Source organism: Microbacterium algeriense (assembly GCF_008868005.1).
Taxonomy (GTDB): Bacteria; Actinomycetota; Actinomycetes; order Actinomycetales; family Microbacteriaceae; genus Microbacterium; species Microbacterium algeriense.
The window spans coordinates 901,888-917,750 of sequence record NZ_WAAO01000002.1; the positions used below are offsets into that span (position 1 = coordinate 901,888).

The window sequence follows — 15,863 nt, forward strand, 5'->3', positions numbered from 1 at the left end:
TGCGTCAGGCGTCGATGGACTCGCGTGACAACCGGTCGGAGGAGTCGACGATGAACTCGCGGCGGGGGGCCACCTCGTTGCCCATGAGCAGTTCGAACACGCGACCAGCCGCCTCGGCATCCTCCATGCGCACCCGTCGGAGCAGACGCCCTGAACGATCCATGGTGGTGTTGGCCAGCTGCTCGGCATCCATCTCGCCGAGTCCCTTGTAGCGCTGGATCGGCTCGTGCCAGCGCTTGCCGGCCTTGCGGAGCTTCGCGAGCAGGGCGTGCATCTCCTGCTCGCTGTAGGTGTAGATCGTCTCGTTCGGCTTCGAACCCGGGTTGATCACGATGATCCGGTGCAGCGGCGGGACGGCGGCGAAGACCCGGCCGTGCTCGATCAGCGGTCGCATGTACCGGAAGAACAGCGTCAGCAGGAGCGTGCGGATGTGCGCACCGTCGACGTCGGCATCGCTCATCAGGATGATCTTGCCGTAGCGGGCCGCCTCGATGTCGAAGGTCCGCCCCGACCCGGCGCCGATCACCTGGATGATCGAGGCGCACTCCGCGTTGGAGAGCATGTCGCCGACCGACGCCTTCTGCACGTTGAGGATCTTGCCCCGGATCGGCAGCAGCGCCTGGAACTCGCTGTTGCGCGCGTTCTTGGCCGTGCCGAGCGCCGAATCGCCCTCGACGATGAACAGCTCGCTGCGCTCCACGTCGTTCGTGCGGCAGTCGACGAGCTTGGTCGGCAGCGTCGACGACTCGAGGGCGTTCTTGCGCCGCTGCGTCTCCTTGTGCGCCCGCGCCGAGACGCGGGCCTTCATCTCCGAGACGATCTTGTCGAGGAGCTGCGATGCCTGGTTCTTGTCGTCGCGCTTGGTCGAGCTGAAACGCTGTGCCAGGTCCTTGCGGATCACCTGTGCGACGATCTGCCGCACGGCCGGGGTGCCGAGCACCTCTTTCGTCTGGCCCTCGAACTGCGGCTCCGGCACGTTCACCGTCAGGACCGCCGTGAGCCCGGCGAGCACGTCGTCCTTCTCGAGCTTGTCGTTGCCGACCTTGAGTCGACGCGCGTTCTGCTCCACCTGGGCGCGAAGGACCTTGAGGAGCTCCTGCTCGAAGCCCTGCTGGTGCGTTCCTCCCTTGGGCGTCGCGATGATGTTCACGAACGAGCGGACCTTCGTGTCGTAGCCGGTCCCCCACCGCAGGGCGATGTCCACGGCGCACACGCGCTCCACCTCGGTGGCGACCATGTGGCCGTCCGCCTGCAGCACCGGAACGGTCTCCTTGAAGGTGCCTTCGCCCTGGATGCGCCAGGTGTCGGTGACCGGAGGGTCGATCGCCAGGTAGTCCACGAACTCCGAGATCCCGCCTTCGTAGAGGTACGAGGTCTCGATGACGCCGGTCTGCCCGGTCGTGTCCTCCGCATCGCCGGCGACGTCGGCCGTGCGATCCGTCCGCTCGTCGCGCACGACGATCTCGAGTCCAGGCACGAGGAACGCCGTCTGGCGCGCTCGGGTCTCGAGGTCGCCCAGCTGGAATGCGGCGTCCTTGGTGAAGATCTGCCGGTCCGCCCAGTAGCGGACGCGCGTTCCGGTGACCCCGCGCGGCGCCTTCCCGATCACCCGGAGCTCGCTGTTCTCCTCGAAAGGAGTGAACGGCGCATCGGGGCGCTTCTCCCCGGAGTCCTGGAAGATGCCCGGCTCACCGCGGTGGAACGACATCGCGTAGGTCTTGCCGCCGCGATCCACCTCGACGTCGAGACGCTCGGACAGCGCGTTCACGACCGAGGCGCCGACACCGTGCAGACCACCGGAGGCTGCGTAGGAGCCACCGCCGAACTTTCCACCGGCGTGGAGCTTCGTGTAGACGACCTCGACGCCGGTGAGGCCGGTGCGCGGCTCCACGTCGACCGGGATGCCGCGACCACGGTCGTGCACCTCGACGCTGCCGTCCGCGTGCAGGATGATGTCGATCCGCGTCCCGTTGCCGGCGACAGCCTCGTCCACCGAGTTGTCGATGATCTCCCAGAGGCAGTGCATGAGCCCGGGCGAACCGTTCGAGCCGATGTACATGCCTGGGCGCTTGCGGACGGCCTCGAGGCCTTCAAGCACCTGGAGATGATGGGCGGAGTACTCGGCATTCACAATCTCCGAGTCTAATCTCGCGCACCCCGCCCACCCCGCAGACACTCCCCGCCCACGCCACACGACGGGCCGCGCCGTACGCGCTGAGCGAAACACGCCGTCAACCGGGCATGCCCACAGGTGGGGCGTGGTTGTATTGAGCAGATCACCCAGCGAAGCCGACACCCGAGGAGGCACCGAGATGAACGCAACGACCGAACGTGAGACCTCCACTGTCGAGTTCCGCCTGACCGCCATGGATCGCTGTGATTCGTGCGGCGCTCAGGCCTACATCGCCGCTGAGGTCAACGGATCCGAGCTTCTGTTCTGCGCCCACCACGGCCGCAAGTACGAAGAGAAGCTCCGCGCCATCGCCACCAGCTGGCACGACGAGACCGCTCGACTCGTCGAGACGGTCTGACCGGCCTCTCCGGTCAGTCGACGACGACCCTCCGCACGCGCGGCGTCAGCCGGGTGAGGATCTCCTCGCCGACGGTGTCGATGCGCTCGGCGAGGGTGGTCGCCGATGTCTCGCCCCGATCGCCGGTTCCGAACAGAGCCACCTCGTCCCCGACCTGAGCCCCTTCCCAGCCCTGAACGAGACACGACGTGTGTCCGATCGCTTCCAGGATGCGGCCACCGACCGGTGTGCCGACGACCGATCCGACGAGCGTCGAGGGCAACCCGTCGAAGCTGCCGATGCCGATCGTCACGCCGTCGTCCGAGACGTCCGTGACGGGCGCGACCAGGCTGGCGGCCGGACGGATCCCCTCGAGCTCCGGGCCTTCGGCGGAGCGGATTCCGTAGCAGAAAGCGCCGATACGCGAGAGCGTCCCCCGCAGCTCGGGGCGCCACCAGGAGGCCGCTGAGGCGGTGAGGTGGAGGAAGGCGGGAGTGGCTCCCGTCGCCGCGACGGCGCGCACGGCATCGACGAACACCTCCTGAGCCTCATCGTCCTCGGCATCGCTCGCCTCGGCGATGTGGCTCCACACACCGACGAGTTCGATCGACCCGGCGCGCTCGGCTCGCCGGGCCTCGGCGACGGCTGCCTCCCAGTCCTCGGGGAGGATGCCGTTGCGGTGCAGGCCGGTGTCGATCTTCAGGTGCACGCGCGCCGGCGTTCCGAGTGCTTCCGCCCGGGCGATGACCCGCCGGAGGTAGTCGACCGTCCCCACTCCGAGGTCGATCTCCTGCAGCAGGGCGTCGTCGATCTCGGCGTCCGGCGAGGTGACCCAGGCGAAGATCCTGGCTGCTCCCCCGGCGAGCCGTCGGATGGCGACGCCGCTCGCGATGTCGTAGCTGCCGAACCACTCCACGCCTGCGTGCTGAGCGGTCTCCACCGCCCAGGAGAGCCCGTGCCCGTAGGCGTCGTCCTTGAGCACGAGCATGAGGGCCGACGGTCCCAGCCGCGTCCGCACCGCCTCGATGTTGGCGCGGAAGACGCCGCTGCTCAGCCGCAGCTCCGGACGGCTCATGCCTCCCACCCCCGCACCGCGTGTGCGCCGACGACCGTGACGAGCTCCGCTGCATCCATGCCCGTGACCTCGGCCCACGCGACGATGCCGGCGGCGACCGGACCCTGCCCGCCGAAGAACGTCACCTCGGCGCCCGTCTCGACCTCGGCCCCGTCGAGTTCCACGACGCACACATCCATGGCGACGCGCCCGACGATGCGTCGGGCGACACCACCCACCTCGACGTCGGCGTTGTTGCCGAGCGCCCGGACGATGCCTTGCGCGTAGCCGCCGGTGACGAGCGCCACCGTGGTGTCGGTGGCGGCCCGGTAGGTGTAGCCGTACGAGACGGCGTCACCCGGGCGCAGGCGCTTGGTCGAGAGCACCTGACCGCTCAGCCGCATGACGGGGCGCGTCGCGAGCGCGCCACGGGCATCCGGGAGACCGTACAGCAGGTCGGCGGCGATGTCGGGCTCACCGGTGGTGACGGCGGCGATGCCCTCGAGCCGGAGGGCATCGACCTCGCCCGGCGCGTCGACGCGCACCCGCTCCGCGCCCGCAGCCGTCACAGCCTGCGCGACGGCGAGGAGTCCGTGACCCCACGCATCCCGGCGGAGATCGGCCATGCGTCCGCCGGCGAGAACGGCTGCCGCGGCCCCCGCAGCAAGCGCCGAGCGGGAGATGATGGCCCGTGGCAGGGCGCTGGAAGTCGTCTCACACACGTGCTCCAGCCTAGCTTCCGCCTCCCAGGTCGGCCGTCCGAGCCCCCGTAGACTGGTGGTGACCCCGACCCTGGAGCCTCATGTCTCGTCTTTCCCTCGCGCCCCGCATCCGCTATCTGCTGGGACGTGCTCGCCGCATCGACGTCGGATCGGTGGTGGAGCGCGCCAAGGAGGCCTCGGAGCAGCACCACAAGCCGGTGCCTGCCATCGTCGTCGACATGCTCTGGTCCGCCGCACGGCACAACGTCGGCTTCCAGGACTACATCGACTACGACTTCGCCATGCTGAACAAGGCGGAGCGCGAGACGTACATGACCCACCCGGTGTCCAACCAGCTCTCGCAGCGGTACGACCACCCGGACTACCGCTGGATCTTCCAGGACAAGGTCGAGTTCGACAAGCAGTTCTCCCGGTTCCTGCGACGCGAGTGGATGGTCGTCGAGGAGGGGAACGCCGAGGCCCTGCGGGAGTTCACCCAGCGTCTCGGCACGATCGTCACCAAAGAGCCCGTCGGCCAGGCGGGCACCGGAGTGCACCGCTACCACGCGGCCGACATCGAAAACTGGGACGAGTTCCACCGCGGACTCCTCCAGCGCGGTGAACTGCTGATCGAGGAGGTCATCCGACAGCACGACGCGCTCGCGGCGGTCTGCCCCGGCACCGTGAACACCACCCGCATCACGGCGTTCTTCGACGGCGAGAAGGCGCACATCCTGGCGATGGCGCAGAAGTTCGGCCGCGGCGCGGTGAGCGACCAGATGACGTTCGGCGGGTTCTACACGATGCTCGACGAGAACGGCCACGCCGTCGGCGCCGGATACGACTCGCACGGCCACGTGCACGAGACGCACCCCGACTCGGGGTTCCGCATCGCCGACTTCCAGCTTCCGTACATGGACGAGGTGCGCGCGTTCATCGACGAGGTCGCCCGGGTCGTTCCGCAGGTGCAGTACGTCGGCTGGGACATCGTGGTGTCGCCCGACGGCCCGGTGCTCGTCGAGGGCAACTGGGGCGCGGGTGTGTACGAGAACAAGCCCAGCGTCACCGGCATCCGCACCGGACACAAGCCGCGTTACCGCGAGGTCATCGGCTTCTGACCCTTCGACGAGCTCAGGGACCCCAGGCACGACGAGCTCGGGGACCCAGGGCACGACGAGCTCAGGGACCCAGGGCGGATCAGGGCCCCGGGGCGCGACGAGCTCAGGGACCCAGGGCACGACGAGCTCAGGGACCCTCGGCGGATCAGGGAGCCCCGGTGGGTCGCTGAGCCTGTCGAAGCGGCCGGCGCCAGGACAGACGAACCGGCCCCCTGCTTTCGCGCGCAAGGGGCCGGTTCGGCCGTGGAAGAACGGGTCGTGGACTCAGAGCTCGCGGACGATGCCCAGCGGCGTGGACTCGAGGCCCTGGCCGAGCGGGTTGTCTCCGAGGATCTTCACCAGGCGCTGCTCCCCCGCCTTGTCCAGAGTGGACCCGAGGATGTTCCCTCCGAGGTCGTTGATGTCGACGACGGCCACCTCGGCGTGTCCGCCGATCAGCGTCTTCAGATGCGCGGCGACGCCATCCGGATCCTTGGGTCCGAGCACGACCGCCTCGTTGTACGGCGGGATCGTGTGCTTGGTCGGTCCGTCGATCGCGCGCGCCTTGTCCCCCGCGATGCGGTAGAAGTCGCCGCGGCGACCGAACGCCTTGGTGACGGCGGCGACAGCGGAGGCGAACAGGATGCGCGGCGTGCCGCACTCCCGGAGCGCCATCTCCATCGTCTCCGGCATGCCCAATCCGATGCCGTACGGCGTGCGGGTGACGTACTTGGAGAGGAACAGCGCGAGCTTCCGCGGCTTGATCTCGTCGAGACGGTACGACCGTCCCTGCGTGATCGCCACGATCTTCTCGGTCACGAACAGCAGGTCCCCGGGCTGCACGGCGCCCTTCGCGTACTCCGTGATGACGGCGTCGAGGTCGTCATCCGGCATCACGACGCGCGTGCGCAGCGGGATGCGTGCGTAGCTCTTGCCGTCGACGCTGGTCTCGAGCGCCTTGCCCTCGTTCGCCTGCATCACTCGAGGTAGTCCCGCAGCGACTGCGAGCGGCTCGGGTGGCGCAGCTTGGCCATCGTCTTGGACTCGATCTGACGGATGCGCTCACGCGTCACGCCGAACGTGTCGCCGATCTGGTCGAGCGTCTTCGGCTGACCGTCGCCCAGGCCGAAGCGCATGCGGATCACGCCGGCCTCGCGCTCGGAGAGCGAGTCGAGGAGCTGCTCGAGCTGACGCTGCAGCATCGTGAAGCCCACCGCGTCGGCGGGGACGACAGCCTCGGTGTCCTCGATGAGGTCACCGAACTCGCTGTCTCCGTCTTCACCGAGCGGGGTGTGCAGGGAGATCGGCTCACGGCCGTACTTCTGCACCTCGACCACCTTCTCCGGGGTCATGTCGAGCTCACGGCTGAGCTCTTCCGGAGTGGGTTCGCGACCGAGGTCCTGCAGCATCTGCCGCTGCACGCGGGCGAGCTTGTTGATGACCTCGACCATGTGCACCGGGATGCGGATCGTGCGGGCCTGGTCGGCCATCGCGCGGGTGATCGCCTGACGGATCCACCAGGTGGCGTAGGTCGAGAACTTGAAGCCCTTGGTGTAGTCGAACTTCTCGACGGCGCGGATGAGGCCGAGGTTGCCCTCCTGGATCAGATCCAGGAACTGCATGCCGCGCCCGGTGTAGCGCTTGGCGAGCGAGACCACCAGACGGAGGTTCGCGCCGAGCAGGTGGCTCTTCGCACGCTGACCGTCACGGGCGACCCACTGCAGGTCGAGTCCGAGCTGGCTCGTCTTCTCGGCGGGCGACATCGCGGAGAGCTTCTCCTCGGCGAACAGACCCGCCTCGATGCGCATCGCGAGTTCGACCTCTTCGGCCGCGTTCAGCAGCGCGACCTTTCCGATCTGCTTCAGGTAGTCCTTGACCGGGTCGGCCGTGGCTCCGGTGATCTGCGTCGAGTAGACCGGGACGTCCTCGTCGTCGTTCGACGAGATGACGATGGCGCCGGTCGGAAGCGGCTCGGTGAAGGCAGGCTTCGCGTCCTCGTCCTCGTCCTCGCTCTCCTCCGCAGCGCCTGCGGCGGGAGCCTCGTCCTCTTCGACGACGTCCTCGGACTTCTTCTTCTTCACGGGGGCGCGCTTGGCAGCGGCGCGCTTGGCCGCACTCAGCGGCGCGGGCTTCTCGGTCGCCTCAGCCTCGGCCGAAGCGTCGGCGGTCGTCTCTTCGGCAGCCTTCTTCGTCCGGGTGTTCTTCGTCGTGGCAGGAGTCACGTTTCGCCTTTCACGGAGCTGCTGTGTAGCTCCGGGACATTTCGGACACTAGTAAGACCCTTGTCAAGTCCAGCGCTCGAAAACACTGATTGACAACGGGTCAGAGTCCTAGTATCGCACACGTGTGGCGATGCGGACGCATTCCGTCGAACTTTTGCGGATCTGTCTCAACCGCGGCCGGGCTTGTCCTCGTCGCCGGACGGTCGCGTCGCCAGATAGCGCTCCAGCTCCGCGGCCAATTCGTCGGCGCTCGGGAGGTCGCGCTCGCTGAATCCGCCCTCGTCGTAGGAGTCGTCGTCGGGATTCCGCCCTGCCATGTAAGCGTCGTAGCGGCGCTCGAGGTTGTGCACCATCTGCTGGAGCTCATCGTTGCCGAGGACCTGCTCATCGACCCGGGCGACGTAGTCCTCACGGCGCTCCTGGACCGCATCCAGCATCAGCACCAGACCCGTCGAGGCCATCAGCCGCTCAGCAGCCGCGATCACCGCATCCGGGTTCTCGGTCTCGGCGAGGTAGTGCGGCACGAGCAGGACGAATCCGACCACACGCTCCCCTCGCTCCGCGAAACGGAACTCCAGGAGATGACCGGCCGTCGCCGGCACCTTCGTGCGCGGACGCCACACCGAGTGCGCGACGGCCAGATCGCGCCGGTTGCCGCTGACCGTCGTGCCGATCGGGCGCGTATGCGGCACGGGCATGGCGATCGAGTGCACCCAGTGCAGACCGGAGACCTCGAATTCAGCGGCCAGATCGAGCACGGTGCTCGCGAAGGCGTTCCAGGCGAAGTCGGGCTCGTATCCCGCCAGCAGCAGGAACGGGCGGCCGAGAGCGTCGGTCGCGAGCGACAGTTCGAGCCGCGGCGGCCGGAACTCGGTCAGGTGGTCCTGGTCGAAGGAGATCACGGGGCGACGAGCGCGGTAGTCCAGCAGGACGTCGTTGTCGAACACGGCGATCGGCTCGGGAGAAGCCGTCTCGCGCAGGTGATCGATGAGTCCCGAGACGGCGCTGCCGGCATCGGTGAAACCTGTCAGAAGCAGCACCAGGGGCAGGCCGTGCGGCACTGCGGGCGCATCCGCGACGCGTTCGTAGATATCACCGGAGAAGGGCATGTCTCCATGCTACGAGCAGCCCCGGACCCCGGGGCGCGGCACGTCATGCTGAGAGCGAACACGCGCACGGTCGGCGCGCGACGGCGCCGCGAGGGAGATCCTAGGATGGAGGCATGACGCTTCCCGTGCTCTCGCACACCACCGATCAGTTCCCCGGAAGCGCTGCAGATGCCGCAGTGCTCGTCGTCTCGGCTCTCCCCGAGTCCGCCGCATCCCTGGCCGACCACCCCGGCCTCGCCGACGCCCTCGCCGGCATCGGGTTCACGGGCGCAGCCGGATCCTTCACTCGCGTGTACGCACCGGATGTGACGGCGCTGCCGTTCGCCGTCGTGGGTGCGGGCGCCGATCCCGATGCCGCCGCCGTGCGTGCCGCAGCCGGCGTCGCGCTGCGCAGTCTCACGGGCTTCGACCACGTGGCGCTCGGCCTCGCAGACGGACTCGAGTCCTTCGCCGAGGCCGCGGCGGAAGGCGCGATCCTGGGCGGGCACCGCTTCGACGGCTACCGCACCGAGAAGGGGAAGACGCGCGCGACCGCCGTCACCCTCCACGCGAGCCTGGACGACGCTGCCGTCGCCCGCGCTCAGGCGGTCGGAGACGCCGTGGCCCTCGTCAAGGATCTCGTGAACGTCCCGGCCGAGTGGCAGAGTCCCGCGCAGCTGGCGCAGAGTGCCGCCGACAGCGTCGCCGACCTCGACGTCACGGTGGAGATCCTGGACGAGACCGCTCTCGCGGAGCAGGGCTTCGGCGGCATCCTCGGTGTGGGGCAGGGCTCGGACCGCCCGCCCCGCCTCGTGCGCCTCGACTACTCTCCCGCCGGCGCGACCAGGCACATCGCCCTGGTCGGCAAGGGCATCACCTTCGACACCGGAGGCCTCTCCCTGAAGCCGGCCGCATCGATGGTCGGGATGAAGTTCGACATGGCGGGTGCCGCGACCTCGCTCGCAGCGCTGCGCGCCATCGCCACGCTGGGCCTCCCCGTCCACGTCAGCGCCTGGCTCTGCATCACCGACAACATGCCCTCCGGTCGCGCACTGCGCCCCGGCGACGTCATCCGCATCCTCGACGGCACGACCGTCGAGGTGCAGAACACCGACGCCGAGGGCCGGCTGGTCCTCGCGGACGGCCTGGTCGCCGCGAGTCGCGAGCAGCCGGACGTCATCATCGACGTCGCCACGCTCACCGGAGCGATCGTCGCCGCGCTCGGACACCGCCACACCGGCGTGTTCGGAGACGACGACACGGTGGCGGAGTTCCTCGCCGCTGCGGAGCGGGTCGACGAGCCCGCCTGGCACATGCCGCTGCCGGAGTACATGGAGGAGTCGCTGGAGTCCCCCATCGCCGACCTGCAGAATGCGAACATGGGCGATCGGATGGGCGGCGCCTCGTTCGCCGGCCTCTTCCTCCGACGCTTCGTCGGACGCACCACCGACGCGGACGACGCGCCCCGCATCCCGTGGGTGCACCTCGACATCGCGGGCTCCGGGGAACACGCCGGAGCACCGTACGGCTTCACTGAGAAGGGCCCAACGGGGGCGATGGTCCGATCGATCGTCGCCTTCGCCGAAGCATCCCACCCGGAGGCATGACACATGACAACCCACACCTTCGACATCGTCGTCCTGGGCGGCGGCAGTGGCGGATACGCCGCGGCATTGCGCGCGAGTGAGCTCGGCAAGTCGGTCGCGCTGATCGAGAAGGACAAGGTCGGCGGGACCTGCCTGCACCGCGGTTGCATCCCCACCAAGGCGCTGCTGCACGCGGCCGAGGTGGCGGAGCACGTGCGCGATGCCGCCGCCGTCGGTGTGTCGGCGACGCTGGACGGCATTGATCCCGCCGGTGTCCGCGCCTACCGCGAAGGCATCGTCGCCAAGAAGTACAAGGGTCTCGAGGGCCTGGTCAAGGCGCGCGGCATCACCACGGTCGCGGGTCTCGGCCGGCTGAACACCGATCGGACGGTCAGCGTCGGCGACGACGTCTACGCCGGCACGGATGTCGTGCTCGCGACCGGCTCCTACAGTCGCTCGCTGCCGGGGCTCGAGATCGGCGGGCGGATCCTCACGAGTGAGCAGGCCCTGGCTCTGGATGTCATCCCCGAGCGCGTGCTCATCCTCGGCGGCGGCGTGATCGGCGTCGAGTTCGCCAGCGTATGGCGGTCCTTCGGCGCCGAGGTCACGATCATCGAGGCGCTGCCGCACCTCGTGCCGAACGAGGACATCGCCCTGAGCAAGGGCCTGGAGCGCGCCTTCCGCCGCCGCGGCATCCAGTACTCGCTCGGCGTCCGCTTCCAGACCGCGACCCAGGACGATTCGTCCGTGACCGTCACGCTCGAGGACGGCAAGGAGTTCACCGCCGATTATCTGCTGGTGGCGGTCGGGCGCGGCCCCGTGACCGCCGACCTCGGATTCGAAGAGGCCGGCGTGACCCTGGAGCGCGGTTTCGTCACGGTCGACGAGGAGCTGCGCACCGGCGTCCCCGGCCTGTGGGCGGTGGGTGACATCGTTCCCGGTCTCCAGCTCGCGCACCGTGGTTTCCAGCAGGGAATCGCCGTCGCCGAGCGCATCGCGGGCCTGTCCCCCACGAACATCCCGGACTCCCAGATCCCGAAGGTCACCTACTCCAGCCCGGAGGTCGCCTCGGTCGGCGTCACCGAGGAGGCGGCGATCGCGGAGCACGGGGCGGACGCGGTCGTCGCGTACGAGTACAACCTCGCCGGCAACGGCAAGAGCGAGATCATCGGTACCAGCGGCCTCGTGAAGGTCGTCCGGATCAAGGAAGGCCCCGTCGTGGGTGTGCACCTGCTCGGCGATCGAGTCGGGGAACTCATCACCGAGGGGCAGCTCGCGGTCGCCTGGGAGGCGCACCCCGAGGACATCGCTCCCCTGATCCACGCCCACCCGACCCAGAGCGAGGCACTCGGCGAAGCCTTCCTCGCACTGGCCGGAAAGCCCCTGCACGCCCTCTGAGCACCAACCGGTGCCCGAGTCACTAAGCTAGACAAGCGTCATACAACTTCTGAAGGAGACTCAGTCATGAGCACATCCGTGGTCCTCCCCGCTCTCGGTGAGAGCGTCACAGAGGGTACGGTCACCCGCTGGCTCAAGCAGGTGGGAGACACCGTGCAGGCGGATGAAGGCCTGCTCGAGATCTCGACCGACAAGGTGGACACCGAGATCCCCTCCCCCGTCAGCGGCGTGATCGAGGAGATCCTCGTGGCCGAGGATGAGACCGTCGAGGTCGGCGCCCTGCTGGCGCGGATCGGCGACGGCAGCAGCCCCGCCCCCGCCGCGGACGCCCCCGCCGCCGCCGAGCCCGCCGCAGAGCAGGCGTCGGCTGAGCCCGCGCCGGAGCCCGAAGCACCCGCGCCCGCCGCGGAGCCCGAGGCTGCACCGGCCGCTGAGGCCGCGCCCGCCGCCGCTCCTTCCGGCGACGCCACCGACATCGTGCTCCCCGAACTCGGCGAGAGCGTGACCGAGGGCACCGTCACGCGCTGGCTGAAGCAGGTCGGCGACAGCATCGCGGTCGACGAGGCGCTGCTCGAGATCTCCACCGACAAGGTCGACACCGAGATCCCCTCGCCCGTGGCCGGCGTTCTCCAGGAGATCGTCGCTGCGGAGGACGAGACGGTCGAGGTCGGTGCGGTGCTCGCTCGCGTAGGCTCCGGGGCCCCGGCGCAGGCGGCCCCCGCCGCTGAAGCTCCGGCTGGCGAGTCCGCGCCGGCTGCTCCGGCTCCCGCCGCCGAGCCGGCACCCGCCCCCGCTGCCCCGGCACCCGCCGCTCAGCCGGCTCCTGCCGCTGCACCGGCACCGGCCGCAGCCCCGGCACCCGCCGCAGCACCGGCACCCGCCGCAGCACCGGCACCCGCCGCAGCTCCGAAGCTCGCGCTGCCCACGGAGAACGACAACCTCTACGTGACGCCGCTCGTCCGGCGCCTCGCCACACAGCAGGGTGTGGATCTCGCCACCGTCACCGGAACCGGTGTCGGCGGACGCATCCGCAAGGAAGACGTGCTGAAGGCTGCGGAGACCGCTTCGTCGGCTCCCGCTGCCGCGGCGTCTGCTCCCGCCCCCGCTCCGCTCGAGGTGTCTCCGCTGCGCGGCACGACGCAGCCGATGTCGCGTCTGCGCAAGGTGCTCGCCAAGCGTGCGGTCGAGTCGATGCAGCAGACGGCTCAGCTCACGACCGTCGTCGAGGTCGACGTGACGGCCCTCGCCGAATACCGCGACAGCGTGAAGGCCTCCTTCCTGGAGAAGACGGGCGACAAGCTGTCGTTCCTGCCGTTCTTCGCGCTCGCCACGGCCGAGGCGCTGCAGGCGTTCCCGATCGTGAACGCGACGGTCGACGGGGAGAACATCGTGTACCCGGCCAGCGAGAACGTGTCGATCGCGGTCGACACCGAGCGCGGCCTGCTCACGCCGGTGCTGCGTGACGCGGCGTCGAAGAACATCGCGCAGATCGCCCACGAGATCGCGGACCTCGCCGCTCGCACCCGCGACAACAAGCTGAAGCCCGACGAGCTCGCCGGCGGCACCTTCACGCTGACCAACACGGGTTCGCGTGGCGCGCTGTTCGACACTCCTGTCGTCTTCCTTCCGCAGTCGGCGATCCTCGGCACCGGCACGGTCGTCAAGCGTCCCGGCCTTGTGAAGGTCGGCGGCGCGGACGCGATCGCCATCCGCTCGTACGTGTACCTCGCGCTCTCGTACGACCACCGGATCATCGACGGTGCCGACGCGGCACGCTTCCTCGGAGCCGTCAAGGCTCGCCTCGAGGCCGCGCAGTTCGCCTCGCAGCTCGGAGCCTGACTCCGGAGGACCGATCATGGCTGGTCCGCGACGTCGTAGGCGTCGCGGACCAGCCATTTCTGTTCCGCGCGGATGAGTACCACCATCTTCTCCGCGGAGGAGACCGCTTCGTCATTCCTCAGACTCTCGACGCGGAGGCGGACCACCGCCACGTCGCCGTACTCATCCACGAGCTCTGCGGTCGAGCTCGCCGTGTCGACGCCGGCGAGAGCATCGACGACGCCCGTGGAGCCCGTCGCCACCGCGCCGGAACAGGAGTCGTCGCCTGCCGTTCGGCAGCCGCCGATCGTGGCGAGCAGTTCGGCTACGGCACCGACCGCATCACCGGCCGCGGCGCTCGGAGCCGTGGCCGACGGGGCCGTCTCGGCCACCTCGCCTGCCCCGTCCAGAGTCGGAACCGCTGCCGGCCGGGTGGGAGGCGCGGTGACCGCGGGGGACGGCGACGCGAGGCTTGCCCTTTCAGCGGTGCCCGTGGCCTCCCCTTCCGGCCAGAGCAGCCCCGCCGCGAGCACAGCCGCGGCAGCGGTCCCCGCGATGACCACGACACGACGCCGTCCCACCGGCGCAGCGGTCTTCTCCTTCCGCGGTGCAGCCCGCCGAACGGGAAGCGTGCCCCGGACACGGGCGATGGCCGCCTCCCCGGCGTGCACGGCAGCCTCCACCGCATCGGAGACCCTCCGCGACCGAGCGTCGTCTCGCCGCCTCGCGCCGGTGCGGGAACGGTGCGCGCGCAGCCGCTGGCGCTGTGACGCCGCGCTGGGCTCACGGGACGCCACCGTCCGAGCGACCTCTCGCGCGCGCTCGGGTGTCGAACCGCGGCGCTCCAGCGGCTGCGGTGCGGCGATCGACAGGAGCTCCTGCTCCCACGAGGCGAGGAGCCGCCGAGGCAGCCGAGGCTGCGCGCCGACTCGCCGGATCCCCTCCTCGATCGTCGCGAGCGACCGCCTGAGCAGTCTGTCCGCGCTCTGCTCCCCCAGTGCTCCGACGATCTCCAGGACCCCCGTCCGGGCATCGGGTCCTTCCCCGAGCACGCACACCGGTCGGCCGCGATCCGTGAGCCACCATGTGCCGCTCCGCGGGGCCTCGACGCCCTCCTCCATCTCGTCGAGACCCCGCAGGAGACTGATCGCGAGCGTGGTGCACTCGCCGGGCGTCAGGACGGCTCCCACAGCCGCCCGACGGTCGACGAGGCCCCGCAACCGATCGGAGCACCACGGCAACAGCACGTCGTGCCCGACGCGGCGTCGGATGACGTCGAGCGGCGCGGCCACATGCTCCGCGCCGCAGAACCGCCACCCGGCCCACCCACCGAGCGATGATTCATCCACCCGCACCGCCACCCCGTCCCCCCGGGTGACCAGCGTGCCGGCGAACGGCCCCTCCCGCGCATCGAGGGCACGGATCACACGGTGCGCCCCCGGAACCAGCGCGCTGCCCCGGTCGTGTGCCGTCTCGACGTCTGCCATGCGTCCATCAGAGCGCACCGAGGTGACGTGGCGGCCGGTTCGGGCCCGATGTGGACGCTTCCGCTCCGCGCCGACGACTGTGCAGGAGGACTCAGACCAAAGCAGCGCCGCTCCGCTTCGCGCGAACGCGGGCATCAGGAGGGCCACGGAATCGGTAGGCTGGTCCTCATGGCAAAGCGTGCTCCTGAACCCGAAAAGCGTCCTGGGTTCTTCTCCCAGATCAAGTCCCTCTTCCGGTTCACGCGTGAGGCCTACCCGTGGCTCCCCTGGGCGCAGGCCGCGATCCTGGTCGGCGGAGTGCTCCTCGGCCTCGTCGCCGGATACCTGATCCCGCCCGTCCAGGTGTGGACCGTCATCCTGTGGGGCATCACCGGGCTCATGCTGGGCATCCTCGGCGCCCTGTTCCTGATGACCCGACTGTCGACCTCCGCGATGTACACGAAGATCGACGGCATGCCCGGAGCGACCGGCCACGTCCTCAGCACGAGCCTCGGCCGCAGCTGGCAGGCGTCCGAGACTCCGGTCGGGATCAACCCGAAGACGCAGGAAGCCGTGTACCGCACGGTCGGACGCGGCGGCATCGTCGTGGTCGGCGAAGGCGCGCGCGGCAGGCTCACCCGTCTCGTGAACGAGGAGCGCAGCAAGGCGCAGCGCGTCGCCCACGGCGTTCCCGTGACGGTCCTCTACGTCGGCCACGGTGAGGACGAGGTCGCGATCGCGGATCTCGCCAAGACCATCAAGAAGCTTCCGAAGGCGATCGACAAGGCCACGATGGCCGCGGTGATCCGTCGCATCGACTCGGTATCCCAGTCGCTGTCGTCGCTGCCCATCCCGAAGGGGATCGACCCCACGAAGGTCCGCTCTCAGCGACCTCGTTGACCCGCTGTCCGCGTTGCCGGAGC

The 15,863-nt window shown here is 69.5% G+C and carries 13 protein-coding genes; 6 read left to right on the plus strand and 7 right to left on the minus strand.

The window, feature by feature from the left end; genetic code table 11:
- Nucleotides 1-4: 4 nt before the first annotated feature.
- A complete protein-coding gene (locus tag F6A08_RS11960) occupies nucleotides 5-2,131 on the minus strand; it encodes a DNA gyrase/topoisomerase IV subunit B (protein WP_017202208.1) in 2,127 nt (708 codons plus the stop codon).
- A 181-nt stretch (nucleotides 2,132-2,312) separates the two neighbouring features.
- Between F6A08_RS11960 and F6A08_RS11965 the strand changes: the two genes are divergently transcribed.
- Nucleotides 2,313-2,531, plus strand: coding sequence for a DUF7455 domain-containing protein (locus tag F6A08_RS11965; RefSeq protein ID WP_017202209.1), 219 nt, complete (start codon nucleotides 2,313-2,315; stop codon nucleotides 2,529-2,531).
- A 13-nt stretch (nucleotides 2,532-2,544) separates the two neighbouring features.
- On the opposite strand, the gene F6A08_RS11970 is transcribed toward F6A08_RS11965, so the two are convergent.
- The gene (locus F6A08_RS11970; protein ID WP_017202210.1) at nucleotides 2,545-3,585 is read right to left on the minus strand and encodes an alanine racemase; all 1,041 of its coding nucleotides are present in this window, start codon (nucleotides 3,583-3,585) and stop codon (nucleotides 2,545-2,547) included.
- On the minus strand, nucleotides 3,582-4,286 hold the full coding sequence (locus F6A08_RS11975; RefSeq protein ID WP_225855816.1) for an alanine racemase: 705 nt from the start codon (nucleotides 4,284-4,286) through the stop codon (nucleotides 3,582-3,584). The genes F6A08_RS11970 and F6A08_RS11975 overlap by 4 nt, the downstream gene beginning before the upstream one ends.
- Before the next feature lie 80 nt (nucleotides 4,287-4,366).
- On the opposite strand from F6A08_RS11975, the gene F6A08_RS11980 reads away from it, so the two are divergent.
- A complete protein-coding gene (locus tag F6A08_RS11980) occupies nucleotides 4,367-5,383 on the plus strand; it encodes a sugar-transfer associated ATP-grasp domain-containing protein (RefSeq protein ID WP_151459534.1) in 1,017 nt (338 codons plus the stop codon).
- Between the two features lie 264 nt (nucleotides 5,384-5,647).
- Here the strand turns inward: F6A08_RS11980 and F6A08_RS11985 are convergent, their stop codons facing one another.
- From F6A08_RS11985 to F6A08_RS11995, 3 genes are all read right to left on the minus strand, one after another.
- Entirely contained in the window at nucleotides 5,648-6,340 is a 693-nt protein-coding gene (locus tag F6A08_RS11985; RefSeq protein ID WP_192576757.1) for a coenzyme F420-0:L-glutamate ligase, read from the minus strand.
- A complete protein-coding gene (locus F6A08_RS11990; protein WP_151459535.1) occupies nucleotides 6,340-7,584 on the minus strand; it encodes an RNA polymerase sigma factor in 1,245 nt (414 codons plus the stop codon). Before F6A08_RS11990 ends, F6A08_RS11985 begins: the two co-directional genes overlap by 1 nt.
- Nucleotides 7,585-7,751: 167 nt before the next feature.
- Entirely contained in the window at nucleotides 7,752-8,693 is a 942-nt protein-coding gene (locus tag F6A08_RS11995; RefSeq protein ID WP_124895603.1) for a proteasome assembly chaperone family protein, read from the minus strand.
- 113 nt (nucleotides 8,694-8,806) lie between these two features.
- Between F6A08_RS11995 and F6A08_RS12000 the strand changes: the two genes are divergently transcribed.
- From F6A08_RS12000 to sucB, 3 genes are all read left to right on the plus strand, one after another.
- On the plus strand, nucleotides 8,807-10,279 hold the full coding sequence (locus tag F6A08_RS12000) for a leucyl aminopeptidase (protein WP_151459536.1): 1,473 nt from the start codon (nucleotides 8,807-8,809) through the stop codon (nucleotides 10,277-10,279).
- A 3-nt stretch (nucleotides 10,280-10,282) separates the two neighbouring features.
- On the plus strand, nucleotides 10,283-11,656 hold the full coding sequence (gene lpdA, locus F6A08_RS12005) for a dihydrolipoyl dehydrogenase (protein ID WP_017202217.1): 1,374 nt from the start codon (nucleotides 10,283-10,285) through the stop codon (nucleotides 11,654-11,656).
- A gap of 66 nt (nucleotides 11,657-11,722) precedes the next feature.
- Nucleotides 11,723-13,495 carry a 2-oxoglutarate dehydrogenase, E2 component, dihydrolipoamide succinyltransferase gene (sucB, locus tag F6A08_RS12010; RefSeq protein WP_151459537.1) on the plus strand — a complete coding sequence of 591 codons (1,773 nt, stop codon included), beginning with the start codon at nucleotides 11,723-11,725 and terminating at the stop codon, nucleotides 13,493-13,495.
- Nucleotides 13,496-13,509: 14 nt separating this feature from the next.
- Here the strand turns inward: sucB and F6A08_RS12015 are convergent, their stop codons facing one another.
- Complete coding sequence (locus tag F6A08_RS12015; RefSeq protein WP_151459538.1) at nucleotides 13,510-14,961, minus strand: hypothetical protein; 1,452 nt, start codon at nucleotides 14,959-14,961, stop codon at nucleotides 13,510-13,512.
- Between the two features lie 168 nt (nucleotides 14,962-15,129).
- On the opposite strand from F6A08_RS12015, the gene F6A08_RS12020 reads away from it, so the two are divergent.
- Nucleotides 15,130-15,840 (plus strand): DUF4191 family protein, encoded by a 711-nt coding sequence (locus F6A08_RS12020; protein ID WP_017202221.1) that lies wholly within the window; start codon nucleotides 15,130-15,132, stop codon nucleotides 15,838-15,840.
- Nucleotides 15,841-15,863 lie beyond the last annotated feature (23 nt).